The organism is Leifsonia psychrotolerans (assembly GCF_013410665.1).
GTDB classification, from domain to species: domain Bacteria; phylum Actinomycetota; class Actinomycetes; order Actinomycetales; family Microbacteriaceae; genus Cryobacterium; species Cryobacterium psychrotolerans_A.
In genome coordinates this window covers 1-16283 of the sequence record NZ_JACCFM010000001.1, presented here as the reverse complement: position 1 = coordinate 16283, position 16283 = coordinate 1, and the positions used below count along the sequence as shown (strand labels likewise).

The window sequence follows — 16283 nt, the reverse complement described above, 5'->3', positions numbered from 1 at the left end:
ATGTCAGATCACGTGATGTTCGACGTCGCTGTCGTCGGAGCCGGCCCCGCCGGCATTGCCGCGGCGCTCTCCGCCTCCGCTGCGGGTGCCCGGGTTGTTGTCATCGACGAGCAGCGTCGCCCGGGCGGGCAGATCTTTCGCCAGCCGCCCCGCGAATTCGTCGGTAGCAAGGCCAAGTTTTCGGCCGGTTATCCGTGGGCCTATGACCTCCTTGAGCAAGCGGATGCCGCGCCCGGAATCACGTGGAAGCACGAATCGACCGCGTTTGGTGTTTTTCGTGACCGTGCAGAAGACAGCTTGCAGGGCACTGCCGACCCGAGCCCCGAAGGCATCCAGTTGGCGATCAGCGGGCCGAACGGCGCCGAACGCCTACCCGTTCGTCGTCTGCTCATCGCAACCGGTGCCTACGACCTGCCCGTCGCTATCCCGGGCTGGACGCTGCCGGGCGTGATGATGGCCGGTGCGGTGCAGGGGTTCATCAAGAGTCAACGTCTACTCGTTTCGGAGCGCCTGGTGTTGGCGGGGTCGCATCCGTTGCTCCTTGTGGTCGCCGACCAACTGCGGGCGTCCGGCGCCGACATTGCAGAGATCGCGTTCGCCCGGGGCCTGCCTTCGCTGCGCGAGGCGTTCGGAGCGCTTCCCGCGGTGCCCGGTCACACTCGCTTGTTCGCCGAGACCGGCGTGGCCCTCACCCGCTTGATCGCGGCCGGTGTGCGCATCAGCACCCGCACTGTCGCGACCCGCGCGGTCGGAACCGACCGCGTGGAAGGCGCTGAACTTGCCCGGATCGATGAGAATTGGAAGGTCAAGGGATCACCGCGCGTGGTGCCAGCTTCGACGTTGGTGCTCGGATATGGCTTTCAAGCTTCAACCGAACTGGCCCGGCAGGCCGGATGCACCATGCTGTACAACTCGGCCAAGGGCGGCTGGATCGTCGCTCACGATCAGAACATGGCAACGTCGAGTCCAGGAATCTATGTGGCGGGCGAGCCGACCGGGGTCGCCGGGGCGGAGCAGTCCCGAGCGGAGGGCCATTTGGCCGGGTTGGCGATCGCTCAGGACCTGGGGTTCGGGCGCGCGCGAAGCCGTGCCCGCGCTCGGGCCAGTGATCGTGACCACTCGCTTACTACGGCTACTGATGATCTGACGAGCGCTGTGGAATCCGCCCGCACCGACGTGCACCACGCGCAAAAGTTCTCTTCTGTCGTGCAGAGCATGTTCGCACCGAACCGCAAGGGCCTCGCTGCTCTCGCAACTCCCGACACCATCGTCTGCCGTTGCGAGTTGGTGACGCAAGACACGGTGACGAACGTGCTCGCGCACAACCCACACCTCTCCTCGGCAAGTGGTGTAAAACTCGAGTGCCGCAGTGGCATGGGCCCGTGTCAGGGCCGCTACTGCGAGACGACAGTTGCCTCGCTGGTGGCTATCGAGAGGGGGCGTTCGATCGCGGATGTCGGCAGTTTCACGGCGCATGTGCCGGTGAAGCCGGTGCCGGTGAGTGCGTTGACGGTCTTGGACGGCGAATAGCAATCCGGTCATCGAGCGATCGAGATCCTGCGTACTGAACTTGGATCGCAGAGTGAACTCGAAGCTCGGCGAATGCGGTCTCGACAGGCTCGATCAACAAGATTCGTAGTAGAGGCGGAGCTCTGTTCGACGGATGAGGCCTGCCTCGACACGCCTAATCCCGCTGATCGAGCACCCCCGCTTGTCGAGCACCCCCGCTGGTCGAGCTTGTCGAGACCCCGCAGCCCGACCTGCATTCGTACCCGCCCACGCGACGCAGTCGGCCACCCCCACTACGCTCAAATGATGGTTTCCACAACGAAGCGGTCAACGCGCACCCGCTCAGGAGCAGCCAGCTACGTCACCGTCGGGGCCTTCCTCATCGCCGCGCTCATCATCAACCTCTACTGGCCGATCCCGCTCTGGGTCGCCACCCTTTACGTGGGGGCCAGCATCCTGTGCTTCATCGTCTACGCGGTCGACAAGTCCGCGGCCCGGGCGGGGCGGTGGCGGATATCGGAGACTACATTGCTTCTGCTCGGCCTGCTCGGCGGATGGCCGGGAGCCATCGTCGCCCAACAGACGCTGCGTCACAAGACGAAGAAGGCCAGCTTTCGTAAGGCCTTCTGGACGACTGTTGTCGCCAATGTTGCCGTGTTTGTAGTGCTGGCCACACCGCTGTTCGCGATGTTCGTTGAGTGGTCAGCGAGCGCGCTGCTTTGATCATCCGTGCGCGGCGACCAGGCTCAGCACGGCAAGCACGAGGCTCACCGGCGTCATCAGGGAGCGTTCGGGCTTGCTTCGCGAAATCCCGTTCATCATCACGCCGCGCGCGAAGTAGCCGGTGAGCACCCACATGGCCACGGCGATGAATTGGCGCCCGTAAGGAGTGCGGTTAGCTGCGCCCGTTCGAGCACCACGAGCGCGAACACCTCGTAGAGAACGATTGAGACGGCATTTCCAAGGCGCAAGTGCGGGAGCACCTCGTCCTGGCAGCCCCAAGCGAACCGCTCGAGCGGCAGGCCGGCGATCAGCAGTAGCCGGAAAACGGCGAGCAACCCCAGGATGATTCAGCTGCGGATGGCCGCAGCGGATGTCATGAGTTCAGCTTAGTGAGCGGGCGCGCTGGAACGACCCTTGGAGCAAACCGGCGAAGCGACGCGGCTGTGCGAAATATTTGGCGAACTCGACCGCGCAAATCAACCGAATGCAGTAGATGACCGTTCGCTCTCGTTACTACGTCAGACGATGTCACACCTTGATAACGGTGTGCGAAATACAAGGCTATGGCGAACGCTGCTCGGTATCGAAAAGCCTGGTGGAGAACCAAACCTCTAACCATTACTCACATGGCCGCGAGACGCGCTGATACATGCCGAAAAGCGCCCCAGGTCCTCGGACTCGGACTCAAGGAAAATACGTGTCCACGTATTCGAAAAACACCCTCCATCCGACGGTCCCAGTCATAACATGCATCACCCGCCATTACCGAGCCACTGCGCTCGCACTCACCAGCACAGCTGCGGGTATATGCCGCCGAAGGTGCCAGGTGAATGCGATTGGTTTCTCGCATCCGTGCTCCGCATAGTCGGCTTGGCCGAGGCATGTGTAAGCGCCCACCAAGCCGTAATCATCGCGATTCGAGAGACGGGTGAACATCACGACGTGGGATCCAGCTGAACGGTGATTGAGATATCGACGTCCGGTTGGGCTCGTCATCGAAGTCGCACTTTGCGATTCCCAGTGGAAGAGGTCGGCGTTCAGCCCGCGGAGTCCCGCGACGGCAACCGCTCGTTCGTTGTTGCCATGAGCCAGCGACAGGATTGAGGCGGTGATGACCGGGGCGATCGCCGAGTCGGTTGCTGAGTATTGGTCCAGCAAGAGTTCCATGAATTGAGCAAGGCACGCAAGCACCAACTTAAGACTCGAAGCGGCGGGATGGGCAGTCCTACGATACTGGGAACACGAGGAACCAATTCGCATTAGCGGCTCCATTGTCGGCTGGATGCGTAGACGGCCGAGTCGAGAGGCCTAGGAGGATTTCAGTCGGTAGCTATCGAGCCAATACATTGAGCTCATGTGGACTGAGAACTTGCACGCTCCTGATGCCGAAGATGAAGCACTGCGGGCGGTCTTTGCAGCTATTCAACTGGCCGATCCGGACGGGTCCCGAATGGCCAAGGTAGTGCGAAGAACCTTCGACCAGTTGTATGACGGTCAACGCACTGGGCGCTATCGCCTGGATCAATTGTTCAAGACTGAAAAGACCCACTTCGGCACTCTCATCGAGATTAATCTGCAGCGTGAGTTCTCGTTTGCGGACGGCGTAATACTGGACTTCCGTATCGCAGGCAACGAAGTCGATTGCAAGTTCTCCCATACAGGTGCTTGGATGCTACCGATGGAGAGCTTTGATCAATTGATCCTTGTTCTGAAGGCTGACGACCAGACATCCACTTGGAGCGTGGGAATCGTCCGGGTCACAGAAGAAAATCGTCGTACGAGCGAGAATCGAGACAAGAAGACCGGCCTTAATGCATTCGGTCGGGAACGAATTGCGTGGATTCATAAAGAGGCTCCGATGCAGCCCAACGCCTTGCTCGAGCTGGCTCCAGACGACGTCGATCGAATCTTCCAGCATCGAAGCGGGCAAAAACGCGTGAATGAACTTTTTCGCGTGGCGATGAATCGACGTCTGTCACGCACGATCATCGCAACTGTCGCCCAGCAGGATGATTTCATGAAGCGAGTTAGGAATAACGGCGGCTCTCGATCAGCGCTCGCTCCTGAAGGCTTCCTCATACTGGGAGGCGACTATTCGGTCCAGCGCCATCTTGCGGAGAACCTTGGTGCGACAGTCCCCGAACCAGGCGAGTTCGTAAGCGTGCGAGTGGTCCCGACCACAGCATCCACTCCACAGGCCATTAGCCTTGATGGTCGTTGGTGGCGCCTAGCTCGATCGGGCGAGATGATCACAGTTCCCGCCCCGTCCCTCACCAACGGAATTTAGAGCAGGTTCGCTTTAGCGCGGACAACTAGAAGCATCTCTGCACTATTTTGTTCCTGAGCGTAGAACTCACCGATTCACAGCGTTGCAGCCGAAATGCATTCCCGAGTGATCAAGGGCCGCGGCACCCACACGGCTACCAATCAAGGCAGTTAAACCAATCCCCAGTGTCAGTGGTTGCGTGGAAACTCAGATCCATGTCGGAGAATAGTACGATCGCAATTAATCAAGGAGTACAAAACGTGTCGAAACTGTCTGTCCTCGAAATCTGCGCGGGGGCTGGCGGGCAGGCCCTGGGCCTGTTCAACGCAGGGTTCGAAAGCCTGCTAGCGGTCGAGCTCGATGAGACGGCGGCACAAACACTTCGACAGAACTCCAACGGGAAAGTTGTTGTGGGAGACGTCGCAGACCCCAAGGTCTGGTCGCCTTCGGAATTTGAGGGCGTTGATTTGTTCGCCGGAGGTGTGCCCTGCCCGCCGTTCTCGATCGCCGGAAAGCAACTAGGGTCATCCGACGAACGCGACCTGTTCGCGTGGGCCGTTGAACAAGTTGCCGTGATAAAGCCTCGCGCCCTGCTGCTTGAGAACGTGCGCGGCCTATCAGCGCCTCGATTCTCGGGTTACCGCCAACGCGTCCTCGATCGGCTGACCCAGCTCGGGTACGTTGCGGATTGGCGGCTTCTCTATGCGGCTGATTTCGGCGTACCGCAACTGCGACCGCGATTCGTACTTGTTGCTTTGCACCCTGAGGATGCTGCTTACTTTCGTTGGCCTGAACCCCAAGAGCGGGAGGTCACTGTCGGTAGTAGCCTTCGAGACTTAATGGGAGCGAACGGTTGGCCTCACCTTGATGATTGGGTCAAACTCGCAAATGGAATTGGACCGACTCTAGTCGGCGGGAGCAAAAAGCACGGCGGGGCCGACCTCGGTCCAACTCGAGCGAAGCGCGCGTGGGAAGCTCTCGGAGTGGACGGCAAAGGCGTCGCCAACGAAGCCCCCGGTAAAGATGCTCCACATCCTTCGGAAAAGCTGCCACGCCTCACCATTCCCATGGTTGCCCGGATCCAAGGCTGGAAAGATGAGTACGCGTGGGAGTTTGCTGGCAGGAAGACATCGCAATACCGTCAAATCGGGAATGCTTTCCCCCCTCCCGTCGCTGAGGCCGTCGGCCGGTCAATTCGCGCCGCGCTCAACCACGAGGGAATTCCACATGAGATTCCCGAGCTGAGCGCCGACGTCCATGACCCTGTGTATCGGGCGCTCGCAAACACAGACGGCTTCGTAAAGATGGCTCGCCTCATCGCGACTCTGGACGAACTCAACCATGCATCAGTTGAGAGACGGCTGGCCGTACTTGCCCAGGACTTCGTCCTCGAGGAGAAGAGCACGAGCACAGGAACCGCTTACCGGCTTGGTGCGTTCAAGGGCTTCACTGGGCAATCTGATCACAGCCGAAATAACTATATGGAAAACTTTCGTCACCGCGTGAGTTGAAGCTCCTCTGCGTGGCTGGGCGCTGATACAACGCAGGTCTCAGTGCGGGCCTGCTCTCGATTTGTCCGCTTCAGCTTCCAGGTCGGCGGAATATTGCAGGCTCGTCGACGGCCTCATCATCGTTGCTGACATTGTCGGCGGGAATCAGGTTGCGACGCAACGCATAGCCGGCCTTCGCCACCATCGTCGATGTCTTGCCGGACCCGGCCGACGCGACCACCAGCATCCGGTTGTCGAAGCAGACGACGGCGCGCGCCTGTTCATCGGTCAACGGTGATTTCTCGACGGTTTCAAAGAAGTCACGGTTCGCTTCGAGTTCAACAGACAGCAAATGCTGGTTCTGCCCGGCGATGAAGTCAGCGAGTTCATACTGCCACCGCTCGCGTGCCGCGCTGACCCGGGCGTTTGACTCAGCATGGGACTGAAGGGCTGGCTCGTGCAGCAGGCGTTCGAAGCCGAGCGCGGCTTTGCGCGTCGCCCACTCTTCGGTGAACTCCCGGGTGAGCCACCCAGTGATTGAGAGCTGCTCGACCGCTGCCGTTTCGAGGTCGGTGACCCACTGCAGCACATTCTCCGCGGCTGCGTCGAACTCTGCGATCAAAGCAGAGGCGCGGATTGCCCGCGCCAGTTTCGTGGCACGTCGGTTGGGGATTCCACGCAAACGGATGCGCCGATCGGGATGGGGGATCTCGACCGTGGCCCAGAACAGGCCGCGGTCGACAGCCACTTCGCCGATCGCGCCAACGCTGGCCGTAAAGAGGCTGGCGTCTCTGGGCGAGGCGGCGTCGATGGACGCTCTGCCGGCACGCATGCTCGGGGTGAATGTCGTGTCGCTGGTCAGGATGATCTCAGCGCCATCGAGCGTGAGCGACCAGGGGGCGCACCGACTGAAATGTTTACCCCAATGCGATGGCGCCCAGATAATTTTCTTGCTGATGTTTGCTTTCGACACGGATCGTTTCTGGATTGCTACCGACGGCGTCGACGGCGTCGAGCGGGAACGAGTCGGGTAAGAATCGCGAGCACAATGAGGATCGCGATTGTGGCCAGAGTCGTCGGATTCGTCACGATCGATGCGAGGAGCGTGCCGAAACTGGCCAGCATGGCGTCGAAGAAACCGCTGTACATGTCCTCGGTCATGGCTGCACCACCGTATTGATATAGGCGTCAAACAGTGCGGTGATCAGAGGCGGGCCCAGAATCACTGCTGCAACAGTCATCGCAGCAATGCCGACCAGTTTCCACAACGTGCTCCGAACCCATGCCGAGCGGACGTCGCGCGCGAGCGCGTCGAATTGCTCTAGCGCGTTTTCAGTCGGCGGAATCGTCGCGGGCGGCCAGGTCGCGGGGTCGTCGAAGGCCGTGGCAAGCTCATTAACTTCGTCGGCACTCATCACTTCGGGGCGGGCCAGAAGCCAACGCCGCAAGTTGCCGGCCGTGAGCACTTTCACCGTCTCCGGTGGTTTCTTGATTGACAGGGACTTGGGACTGACCAACGCGAGCACGGGCTGCGCAGACGCGAGCTGAGGCATCCGCTCGGTCAGCATTTTTGTGACCCGTTTCGCTTCGAATTCAGAGTTGCGGATATACGGCTGTTTCTGCCCGGACACCATCACTGTGCGCCCGGCGACCCAAACGGCCTTGTGCTTGTGGTGCTTGGTGTTGATCGTGAACACACCGCCCGGGCCTACGAGCACGTGGTCGATATCGGTACCCTTCGTGCCGACGGGGAGCGCATGGAATACCGCCCATTCCGGAGGCATCGTGTCGAGAATGGCGCCGACGGCGATCTCACCCTGTGCGCCGAGATACCAGCTCAAGCTGTCGGCACCCAACGGGGAGTAGCCGAAGAATTGTGCGAGCCCCGATCGCGGCGGCGTGCGGCTCTGCTGCCGCAGCAGTTCCTCGATGACGGCTTGTGCGGCGAATTGTTGCCGCATGCGTGGCTGTTCGATTGCCATTGTTCCCCTCATGCTCTGCGTTGAATCTAGTGGGCGCGGGTGCGCTGTCCGTAGCCCCATTACGGGCAAATCCGCTGTCCCTCTCCTGAAGGCCGCATGCAATCGCGATCGAGGTCGCCACCTCATGCCCCTTGAACGCGCAACAGCAGCAGGGAGCCCCCAAACGCCCGCCACGCCGCGCGACACGCTCCGATGACCAGCGACTCGGCCACCCCGCGGGATACGGTCGACACTTCGCGCCGTTCGCCCTCAGGAGTTCCATGCCCCGCCCCGCCCCGCCCGCATCTGCATCCGCGTCCGCGTCCGCATCCGCGCAGCCCCCGTCCGCCCCGCGTCGGCCCCTCTCACAGCGCACACCACGCCCGCTACGCAGCACGTGGATCGTCGGGGCGATTGTCCTCCTCGTTCTGGTCATCGCTGTCGCGTCGGCCGGCTTGCCTGCCCTGCTGATCATGGCGGGCCTCGCGACCCTCCTCACCGCCGGCTACGCGCTCATCACCGGCCGGGCCTCGTGGGCACACGTGCCATCTCGAAAAGTTGCCGCTGCGGCCGTGGCGGTCAGCCTTGTCGCGATGGGAATGGGTGCCTCGCTGGCGCCCGTTACCGGCGGTTCCGGCTCCTCGGCGCAGGGGGCCGTGACTTCTCCGGGCGCACTTGCCCCGCCCGTGACGCGCACGCCGACCCGCTCCGCGAAACCGTCGGCGACCCCAACTGCCACACCCTCTACGGCTCCCGCAGAATCCCAGGTGGCCTCGGTCTCATCCGCGGCCGAGTCGTCGACCGCGCTCACTCAGCTCGCCACCCTCCCGATCAAGGGCAAGGCGCCGAAGACCGGCTACGACCGCACGGGCATGTTCGGCACAGCCTGGCTCGATGTCGACAAGAACGGATGCGACACCCGCAACGACATCCTGGCCCGCGATTTGGGCGACACCACGCACTCCGGTCCCTGTCGCATCCTCACCGGAACGCTCACCGACCCGTACACCGGTTCCGTGATCTCGTTCGTGCGCGGCAACGCCACCTCCACGAAGGTGCAGATCGACCACGTCGTCGCCCTGCAGAACGCCTGGGTCACGGGTGCACAGCAACTCTCGCAAGCTCAGCGCGTCGCCTTGGCCAACGACCCACGCAACCTGCTCGCCGTCGACGGGCCGACGAACTCGGCCAAGGGTGCCGGCGACGCGGCCACCTGGTTGCCGCCGCAGAAGTCCTACCGCTGCACGTATGTGGCCCGCCAGATCGAGGTCAAGACGGCCTACGGACTCTGGGTCGCACCGGCCGAGCACACCGCTATGACCCGCGTGCTCGCGAGCTGCGGTGGGGTGGCGACCACCGGCAGCCCCACTCCCCCACCTGCAGCGCCCGAGCCTGTCGGTGTGCCGGCACCGCTCCCCGCACCCGCACCCGCCCCGGCACCCGACCCCGCTCCGGCGCCCGCCCCGCCCGCGGCAGCTGAGCCCGTGCATCCAGGCGCCTTCTGCTCCACCCCCGGAGTGACGGGCGTCGCCGCCAACGGCCGCAGTTACACCTGTGGTGGAAAGGGTGCGGATACAAAAGGGAAGTATCACTGGAATTCGTGACGCGCAGCGTTGCTAACTCCTGCAATCCGGTGACCGGCGGCATCCGAGGCCGTGTGGTTCCGCTCCTTGGCCTCGCAGGTCAGACAGATTGCAGGAGTTAACGCACCACAGCCCCGCAGGGTGACCACCCCGGCCTGCCGGGCGCTTGCGCCGGGCACGCGAATGCCAGGAGACTATGCCCAGCGGAGGCGACAGGATCTCCCGCCCGACTTACTGAGGAGCACCGATGGCTGAGCAGTCCCGCGAACGCGTCGGGGTCTACATCGATTTCGACAACATCGTGATCTCCCGCTACAGCCAGCTGCACGGCCGCAGCGCCTGGGCACGGGACCGCGTGCGCACCTTCGACCCCACTCTGGCGGATGCCGACCCCCAGATCATCGCGCGGATCAGTCAGGCAACCGTCAACATCGGCGCCGTGCTCGAGTACGCCTCCTCGTTCGGCTCGATCGTGATCAGCCGCGCCTACGCGGATTGGTCCGCCGAGGTGAATGCCAGCTACCAGAAGCAACTGGTCGATCGTGCGGTCGATCTGGTGCAGCTGTTCCCTACCGTGCTGTCGCTGAAAAATGGGGCAGACATCCGACTCGCCGTCGACGTGGTCGAGGACGTCTTCCGGCTCGACGATCTCACCCACATCGTGATCGTCGCCGGCGACTCCGACTACATTCCGCTGGCTCAGCGCTGCAAACGGCTCGGCCGCTACGTCGTTGGCATCGGCGTCTCCGGCGCGACGAGCGGCTCACTCGCCGCCGCGTGCGACGAATTCGCCGACTACGACACCCTGCCCGGCATCAGCGGAGGCCACCTCCGCGACACCGCTACCGCCGAACGCGCACGCTCCGCCGATCAAGCACGCTCCACCGATCCCGCACGCTCCACCGGCCCCGCGCCGATCGAGAAGACGGATGCCACGGCGCCCGCCCATGCCCACGCAAAAGGGGGATCCGGCCCAACCGAAAAGGACGGTCCGGGCGACACGGCGGACGAGGAGCGCGCCACCCCCAAAGCGCGAAAGGCGGCCACCGCACTGTTGTTGCGCGCGATGGAGCTTCTGGCCAAGAACGACCTGGAATGGCAGCACGCCTCGGCCGTGAAGAATCAGATGCGCCGGATGGATCCGGCGTTCCAGGAGCAAGCCCTGGGCTTCCGGCAGTTCTCGGATTTTCTGAAGTCCCGGCACAACGTCATTGAGCTGGAGCAGAGCAGCCCGGCGAGCCCGATCTTGGTTCGGTTGCGGTCGTAACCGGCTTCGGCATCCGAATCGGCACATGGCAGCGGTCGTCTTCTGGTGACTGAGGACGCCGCCGCCACGGCGTGCCCATCCGTCGCCGCTAGGCTCAGATAATGAGTGGTTCCCTCAACATCGTGTCCGCGACCGCCGATCCGGCGCTCCTCGACCTGCCCTGGCATCTTCCGTTGGATGCCTGGCCGAATCAGAACATCGCGTCGCTGCCGAAGGGCATCTCCCGACACCTGGTGCGTTTCGCCCATCTGAGCGGACGCGTCGTGGCCATCAAAGAGACCACGAGCGAGATGGCCACGGGCGAGTACGACATGCTGCGCCGCCTGCAAGGGCTCGATTTGCCCTGCGTCGAACCGCTCGCCGTGATCACCAAACGCACCGATGAAGACGGCGCCCCGCTGAAGTCCGTTCTCGTCACCCGTCACCTCAAATTCTCGCTTCCCTACCGGGCGCTGTATTCGCAGACGCTGCGTCCCGACACCGCGACCCGGCTGGTCGACGCTCTCGCCGTGCTGCTCGTGCGCGTGCATATGGTGGGGCTGTTTTGGGGCGATGTGTCGCTGTCCAACACTCTGTTCCGCCGGGATGCCGGTGCCTTCGCCGCCTATCTGGTGGATGCCGAGACCGGCCAGCTTTATCCCGGCGGTTTGTCCAACGGGCAACGTGAGAACGACCTTGAGATCGCGCGCGTGAACATCGCCGGCGAACTGATGGACTTGGAAGCCGGTGGCCGTGTTGCCGACGAGCTCGACCCCATCCGGATCAGCAATGGCATCGTCGCCGCCTACCGCTCGCTCTGGACCGAGCTCACCGGTTCGGAATCGTTCGCCAGCTCCGAGCGCTGGCGCATCACCGAGCGGGTCGAGCGCTTGAACAACTTGGGCTTCGACATCGAAGAGTTGGGTATCAAGACCGACGAGAGCGGCACGACGGTGCGCATCCAACCGAAGGTGGTCGACGCCGGGCATCACCAGCGCCGCCTTCTGCGCCTGACCGGACTCGACGCCGAAGAGAATCAGGCACGGCGACTGCTGAACGACCTCGACTCGTATCGGGCCAGCTACGGCAACCCGGATGCCGACGAAGAGATGGTGGCGCACGAATGGTTGGTGCGCGTGTTCGAACCCGTGGTGCGCGCGATTCCGCGTGAGCTGAAGGGCAAGCTGGAGCAGGCCGAAGTGTTCCACCAGCTGCTCGATCATCGCTGGTTCATGGCTCAAAATCAGGGCAAGGATATCCCGCTCGCCGAAGCGGTCACCTCGTATGTGCAGGATGTGCTGCGTCACCGACGCGACGAGGTCACGGTGATCGACCCTCCGACCGGAAGCATCACGATGCCGATCCCGGTGACGGATGCTGTCGGCTCCGACGACGACGAGCCTGACTGGCGTCTGAACGTCTAACGACCGTCAACGGCCGATCGTTGCGGCCAACCATCCGCTGGTCGAGCCACCATCTGCCGGTCGACCCACCATCCGCCGGTCGACCCACCATCCGCCGGTCGAGCCACCATCCGCCGGTCGACCCACCATCCGCTGGTCGAGCGTGTCGAGACCCGGTGAGCACGCCACGAGACCGGCATACGAGGTCTCGACAAGCTCGACCAACGGGACGGACGCACGAGGTCTCGACAAGCTCGACCAACGGGACGGGCGCGCGACCAACCAACCGCTGGTCGACCCACCATCCGCTGGTCGAGCGTGTCGAGACCCGGTGAGCACGCCACGAGACCGGCATACGAGGTCTCGACAAGCTCGACCAACGGGGCGCACGACCAACGGGACGGGCGCACGACCAACCAACGGGACGGTCGAGCCACCATCCGCTGGTCGAGCGTGTCGAGACCCGGTGGGCACGCCACGAGACCGGCGTACGAGGTCTCGACAAGCTCGACCCACGGGGCGCACGACCCACGGGGCGCACGACCCACGGGGCACTCGACCAACGGGGCGGGCACTCGACCAACGGGGCGCACGACCCACGGATACAAAGAACGGTGCCGCCCCGAAGGGCGGCACCGTTCCTCGGACTGCGCGATCCTAGTTCGCGGCGGCCTTCGCAGCCTTCGTGGCTGCCTTCAGCGTCTTGGCTTCAGCCCGCAAACGCGAGATCTCGTAGAGCGTGACGCTGGCCGCGATCCCCGCGTTCAGCGATTCGGTGCCCGCACTGATCGGAATCGACACGATCGCGTCGCAGGTCTCGGCGACCAGACGTGACAGCCCCTTGCCCTCACTGCCGACCACGATGACGACCGGACGATCCGCCAGACTCAGGCCCGGCAGCGACACGTCGCCGTCACCGGCGAGGCCGATGACGAACACGCCGCGCTCCTTGAGCGCCTTGAGCGTCTGGGTGAGGTTCGTCGCCATGGCGACGGGTGTGCGTGCCGCAGCACCGGCGGAAGTCTTCCATGCCGATGCGGTGACTCCGACCGAACGACGCGCGGGAACGATCACACCGTGACCACCGAACGCGGCGGTCGAGCGGATGATCGCGCCCAGGTTGCGCGGGTCGGTGATGCCGTCGAGCGCGACGAAGAGCGGCTTGTGACCCCGGCTGATCGTCAGCTCCAGCAGCTCGATCGGGTGTGCGTACTCGTAGGCCGGAACCTTGAGGGCGAGTCCCTGGTGCACCGAGTCACGACCGGCGAGGCGGTCGAGCTCTGGACGCATCACTTCGAGAACAGGAATGCCGCGGCCGTTCGCCAGCGTGAGGACCTCTTTGACCCGATCATCCATTTCGATGCGCGTGGCGATGTAGAGCGCCTTCGCGGGAATCTTGGCGCGCAATGCCTCGAGCACCGAGTTACGACCGGTGACCACTTCATGCTCATCGATCTGCTGGGCGTTGCGGGTCGATGATCCGCCACCACCGGTGTGCCCGGTTCCGCCGCGGCTCGCGCCACGAGCGCCGCCACCCTGCGCCCCGCCCTGGTAGCCGCCACGCGACTCGGCGCCATCGGCGCGCTTGCGCGTTCCGCCGGCCGCCGCGTAGCGCTCCTGAGCTGCCTTGCGCTTGCCGGCGGGGTGGTACGGACGATCCTCAGCCTTCGGTGTGGGCTTCTTGCCCTCGAGGGCCTGGCGCCCCTGGCCACCCGAGCCGACCTGTGGTCCGCGACTTCCCTTGCGTACGGCGCCGGTGCGCGCCTTGCGATCTGTATTCTTCATCAGTCAAAACTCCAATGGGCACCCGATGGGGTGTCTTCGATGGTGATTCCGGCGGCGATGAGTTCGTCGCGGATTCGGTCTGCGGCCGCATAATCGCGGCTCTGCCTGGAGATCTCCCGGTCTTCGAGCAGACGCTCGACGAGGGCGGTGAGGGCAACCATGGCTGGTTCATCCGTCGCCACAGACCAGCCGGGCGACAAAGGGTTGATTCCGAGGACCTCGCTCATAGCGAGAACCTGCGAACGGGCGGATGCTGCGGCGTGCAGGTCTTCGGCGTCGAGCGCCGCATTTCCGGCACGCACGGTGTCGTGCAGCACACCGAGCGCCTGCGGAACGGCGAGGTCGTCGTCCATCGCAGACGCGAAATCGTCGGGAACGACCTCGGCGCCGGATCCGGCGAACCGGGTGTCGGCAAGGCGACGGTCGGCCCGGTCGAGAAAACTCTCGACCCGTTCGAGGGCGGCTTCGGCCTCGGCGAGGGAGCCGGGCAGAAAATCAAGGGTGGAGCGGTAGTGCGCCGAGCCGAGGTAGTAGCGCACCACGATCGGGCGCGCCTGTTCGAGCAGCTCGGAGGCAAAAACCGAGTTGCCGAGCGACTTCGACATCTTCTGACCGTTCACATGAACCAGGCCGTTGTGCACCCAGTAGTTCGCGAATGCGTCGCCGGCGGCGTTGGACTGCGCCAGTTCGTTCTCGTGGTGCGGGAAGCGCAGGTCGAGTCCGCCGCCGTGAATGTCGAACTGCTCTCCCAAGTAGCGGGCGGCCATGGCCGAGCATTCGATGTGCCAGCCGGGACGGCCGCCTCCCCAGGGGGAGGGCCACGCGGCATCCGTCGGCTCGCCGGCCTTGTGGCCCTTCCAGAGCGCAAAGTCGCGCGGATCGCGTTTGCCGCGCGGGTCGGCATCGGTGGCCGCTTCCACGTTGTCGAGGCTCTGTCGGGTGAGCTCGCCGTAGGCCGGCCAGCTGCCGGTCGCGAAGTAGACGTCGCCGGATCCGTCGTCGGCCGCATAGGCGTGGCCGCGCTCGATCAGGCGCGCAATGATGTCTTGCATCTGCTGGATGCTGGCAGTCGCACGCGGCTCATAGGTGGGAGCCAGGATGCCGAGGCGCTGGTAGCCGGCCGTGAACTCGAGCTCGTACCGGTAAGCGAGGGCCCACCACGCCTCGTTCGATCCTTCGGCGTTGACCAGAATCTTGTCGTCGATGTCGGTGACGTTGCGCACAAACGTGACGTCGTTGCCGCGGTAAACCAACCAGCGACGAAGCTGGTCGTAGGCCAGGGCGCTGCGCAGGTGACCGATGTGCGGCGAGGACTGCACGGTGGGACCACAGACGTAGATACCGACTTTTCCGGGAACGAGGGGAACAAAGTCGCGAAGGGCTTGGGCCTTCGAATCATAAAGTCGCACAGTCACGCCTCCCAGCTTAGGACAGCGGCCTGGGCCGAAACCGGGAGCAGAAGCGCCGTCGCCAGTGCAGCGATGCCCTCGCCGCGGCCGGTGAAGCCGAGCGCGTCGGTCGTCGTCGCCGAAATAGTGACCGGGGCGTGCAGCAGACGAGTGAGCAGCGCCTCAGCTTCGGCGCGACGCGGAGCCAGTTTTGGGCGGTTGCCGATGATCTGCACCGTGACGTTTCCGACCCGGAATCCGGCCTCGGTGAGAAGCCGCAGGGTTTCGTTCAGGAAGACTTCGCCGTGCGCATCGGTCAGGCGAGGGTCGGCCGTGCCAAAGATTCCGCCGATGTCACCCAGGCCCGCGGCGGCGAGCAGGGCGTCGCAGATGGCGTGCACTGCGGCATCGCCGTCACTGTGACCCGAGAGTCCGCGCTCGCCCGGCCAGTGCAAACCGGCGAGCCACAGGGGTGACGTGTCGTCGAAGGCATGCACGTCCATGCCCGTTCCGATGCGCGGCGCAGCGGATGCAGCAGGCGTGACGGATGCAGCCGACACATCGGACGCAAGCAGCAGGTGCGCGCGGCGCAGGTCGTCGGGCGTGGTGATCTTGAAGGCGAGCGGGTCGCCACCCATGGTCTGCACGGGGTGGCCGGATGCCGAGACCAGAGCGGCGTCATCCGTCGCCTCGGCGATGTCGTTCGCGGAAGCCGCGGCCAGCGCGGCGACGAGAACCTCGCGAGGAAACCCTTGGGGCGTCTGCACGGCAGCGAGTTCGGCACGGTCGACGGTTTCGTGCACGATTCCGGCGTGGTCGATGCGCTTGATGGTGTCGACGACGGGGAGCATCGGCAGCACCCCGGCAGCCGAGGCCCGCACCGTCTCGACGACAGCGTCGAAGACCGCGGAGGGGGTCAACGCGCGCGC

Annotated in this window: 16 protein-coding genes; 7 read left to right on the top strand and 9 right to left on the bottom strand. The window is 64.0% G+C overall.

Features of this window, described 5'->3' with window-relative positions:
• Both HNR05_RS00080 and HNR05_RS00075 read left to right on the top strand, forming a co-directional pair.
• Positions 1-1530: an FAD-dependent oxidoreductase gene (locus HNR05_RS00080; protein ID WP_179577159.1), complete on the top strand. Its 1530-nt coding sequence runs from the start codon at positions 1-3 to the stop codon at positions 1528-1530.
• Positions 1531-1815: 285 nt separating this feature from the next.
• Positions 1816-2232 (top strand): DUF1294 domain-containing protein, encoded by a 417-nt coding sequence (locus tag HNR05_RS00075; protein WP_218868764.1) that lies wholly within the window; start codon positions 1816-1818, stop codon positions 2230-2232.
• Here the strand turns inward: HNR05_RS00075 and HNR05_RS17410 are convergent, their stop codons facing one another.
• Positions 2233-2373: a hypothetical protein gene (locus HNR05_RS17410; protein WP_246318318.1), complete on the bottom strand. Its 141-nt coding sequence runs from the start codon at positions 2371-2373 to the stop codon at positions 2233-2235. It abuts the gene before it with no gap.
• A 621-nt stretch (positions 2374-2994) separates the two neighbouring features.
• Positions 2995-3399, bottom strand: coding sequence for a DUF3427 domain-containing protein (locus HNR05_RS00065; RefSeq protein WP_179577157.1), 405 nt, complete (start codon positions 3397-3399; stop codon positions 2995-2997).
• Between the two features lie 187 nt (positions 3400-3586).
• Between HNR05_RS00065 and HNR05_RS00060 the strand changes: the two genes are divergently transcribed.
• Together HNR05_RS00060 and HNR05_RS00055 are read left to right on the top strand one after the other, a co-directional pair.
• Positions 3587-4519, top strand: coding sequence for a NaeI family type II restriction endonuclease (locus HNR05_RS00060; RefSeq protein ID WP_179577156.1), 933 nt, complete (start codon positions 3587-3589; stop codon positions 4517-4519).
• Positions 4520-4713: 194 nt separating this feature from the next.
• Positions 4714-6009 carry a DNA cytosine methyltransferase gene (locus HNR05_RS00055; protein ID WP_179577155.1) on the top strand — a complete coding sequence of 432 codons (1296 nt, stop codon included), beginning with the start codon at positions 4714-4716 and terminating at the stop codon, positions 6007-6009.
• 70 nt (positions 6010-6079) lie between these two features.
• Here the strand turns inward: HNR05_RS00055 and HNR05_RS17700 are convergent, their stop codons facing one another.
• From HNR05_RS17700 to HNR05_RS00040, 3 genes are read right to left on the bottom strand one after another with little or no spacing between them, the layout of a single operon-like run.
• Entirely contained in the window at positions 6080-6961 is an 882-nt protein-coding gene (locus tag HNR05_RS17700; protein WP_179577154.1) for a UvrD-helicase domain-containing protein, read from the bottom strand.
• A gap of 17 nt (positions 6962-6978) precedes the next feature.
• Positions 6979-7149, bottom strand: a complete 171-nt coding sequence (locus HNR05_RS00045; protein ID WP_179577153.1) for a hypothetical protein — start codon at positions 7147-7149, stop codon at positions 6979-6981.
• Positions 7146-7970 (bottom strand): nuclease-related domain-containing protein, encoded by an 825-nt coding sequence (locus HNR05_RS00040; protein WP_179577152.1) that lies wholly within the window; start codon positions 7968-7970, stop codon positions 7146-7148. The genes HNR05_RS00045 and HNR05_RS00040 overlap by 4 nt, the downstream gene beginning before the upstream one ends.
• 260 nt (positions 7971-8230) lie before the next feature.
• Between HNR05_RS00040 and HNR05_RS00035 the strand changes: the two genes are divergently transcribed.
• The 3 genes from HNR05_RS00035 to HNR05_RS00025 all read left to right on the top strand — a co-directional run bounded on the left by HNR05_RS00035 (position 8231) and on the right by HNR05_RS00025 (position 12202).
• Positions 8231-9553, top strand: a complete 1323-nt coding sequence (locus tag HNR05_RS00035; RefSeq protein WP_179577151.1) for an HNH endonuclease family protein — start codon at positions 8231-8233, stop codon at positions 9551-9553.
• A 226-nt stretch (positions 9554-9779) separates the two neighbouring features.
• Positions 9780-10799 carry an NYN domain-containing protein gene (locus HNR05_RS00030; RefSeq protein WP_179577150.1) on the top strand — a complete coding sequence of 340 codons (1020 nt, stop codon included), beginning with the start codon at positions 9780-9782 and terminating at the stop codon, positions 10797-10799.
• Positions 10800-10900: 101 nt separating this feature from the next.
• Complete coding sequence (locus tag HNR05_RS00025; protein ID WP_179577149.1) at positions 10901-12202, top strand: DUF4032 domain-containing protein; 1302 nt, start codon at positions 10901-10903, stop codon at positions 12200-12202.
• A gap of 6 nt (positions 12203-12208) precedes the next feature.
• On the opposite strand, the gene HNR05_RS00020 is transcribed toward HNR05_RS00025, so the two are convergent.
• From HNR05_RS00020 to ispF, 4 genes are all read right to left on the bottom strand, one after another.
• Positions 12209-12433, bottom strand: a complete 225-nt coding sequence (locus HNR05_RS00020) for a hypothetical protein (protein WP_179577148.1) — start codon at positions 12431-12433, stop codon at positions 12209-12211.
• A gap of 405 nt (positions 12434-12838) precedes the next feature.
• Positions 12839-13966, bottom strand: coding sequence for a 23S rRNA (guanosine(2251)-2'-O)-methyltransferase RlmB (gene rlmB, locus HNR05_RS00015; RefSeq protein WP_179577147.1), 1128 nt, complete (start codon positions 13964-13966; stop codon positions 12839-12841).
• Positions 13966-15381 (bottom strand): cysteine--tRNA ligase, encoded by a 1416-nt coding sequence (cysS, locus tag HNR05_RS00010; RefSeq protein WP_179577146.1) that lies wholly within the window; start codon positions 15379-15381, stop codon positions 13966-13968. Before cysS ends, rlmB begins: the two co-directional genes overlap by 1 nt.
• Positions 15378-16283 (bottom strand): 2-C-methyl-D-erythritol 2,4-cyclodiphosphate synthase (gene ispF, locus HNR05_RS00005; protein ID WP_179577145.1); only part of this gene is annotated, 906 nt, incomplete at its 5' end. The genes cysS and ispF, both read right to left, overlap by 4 nt.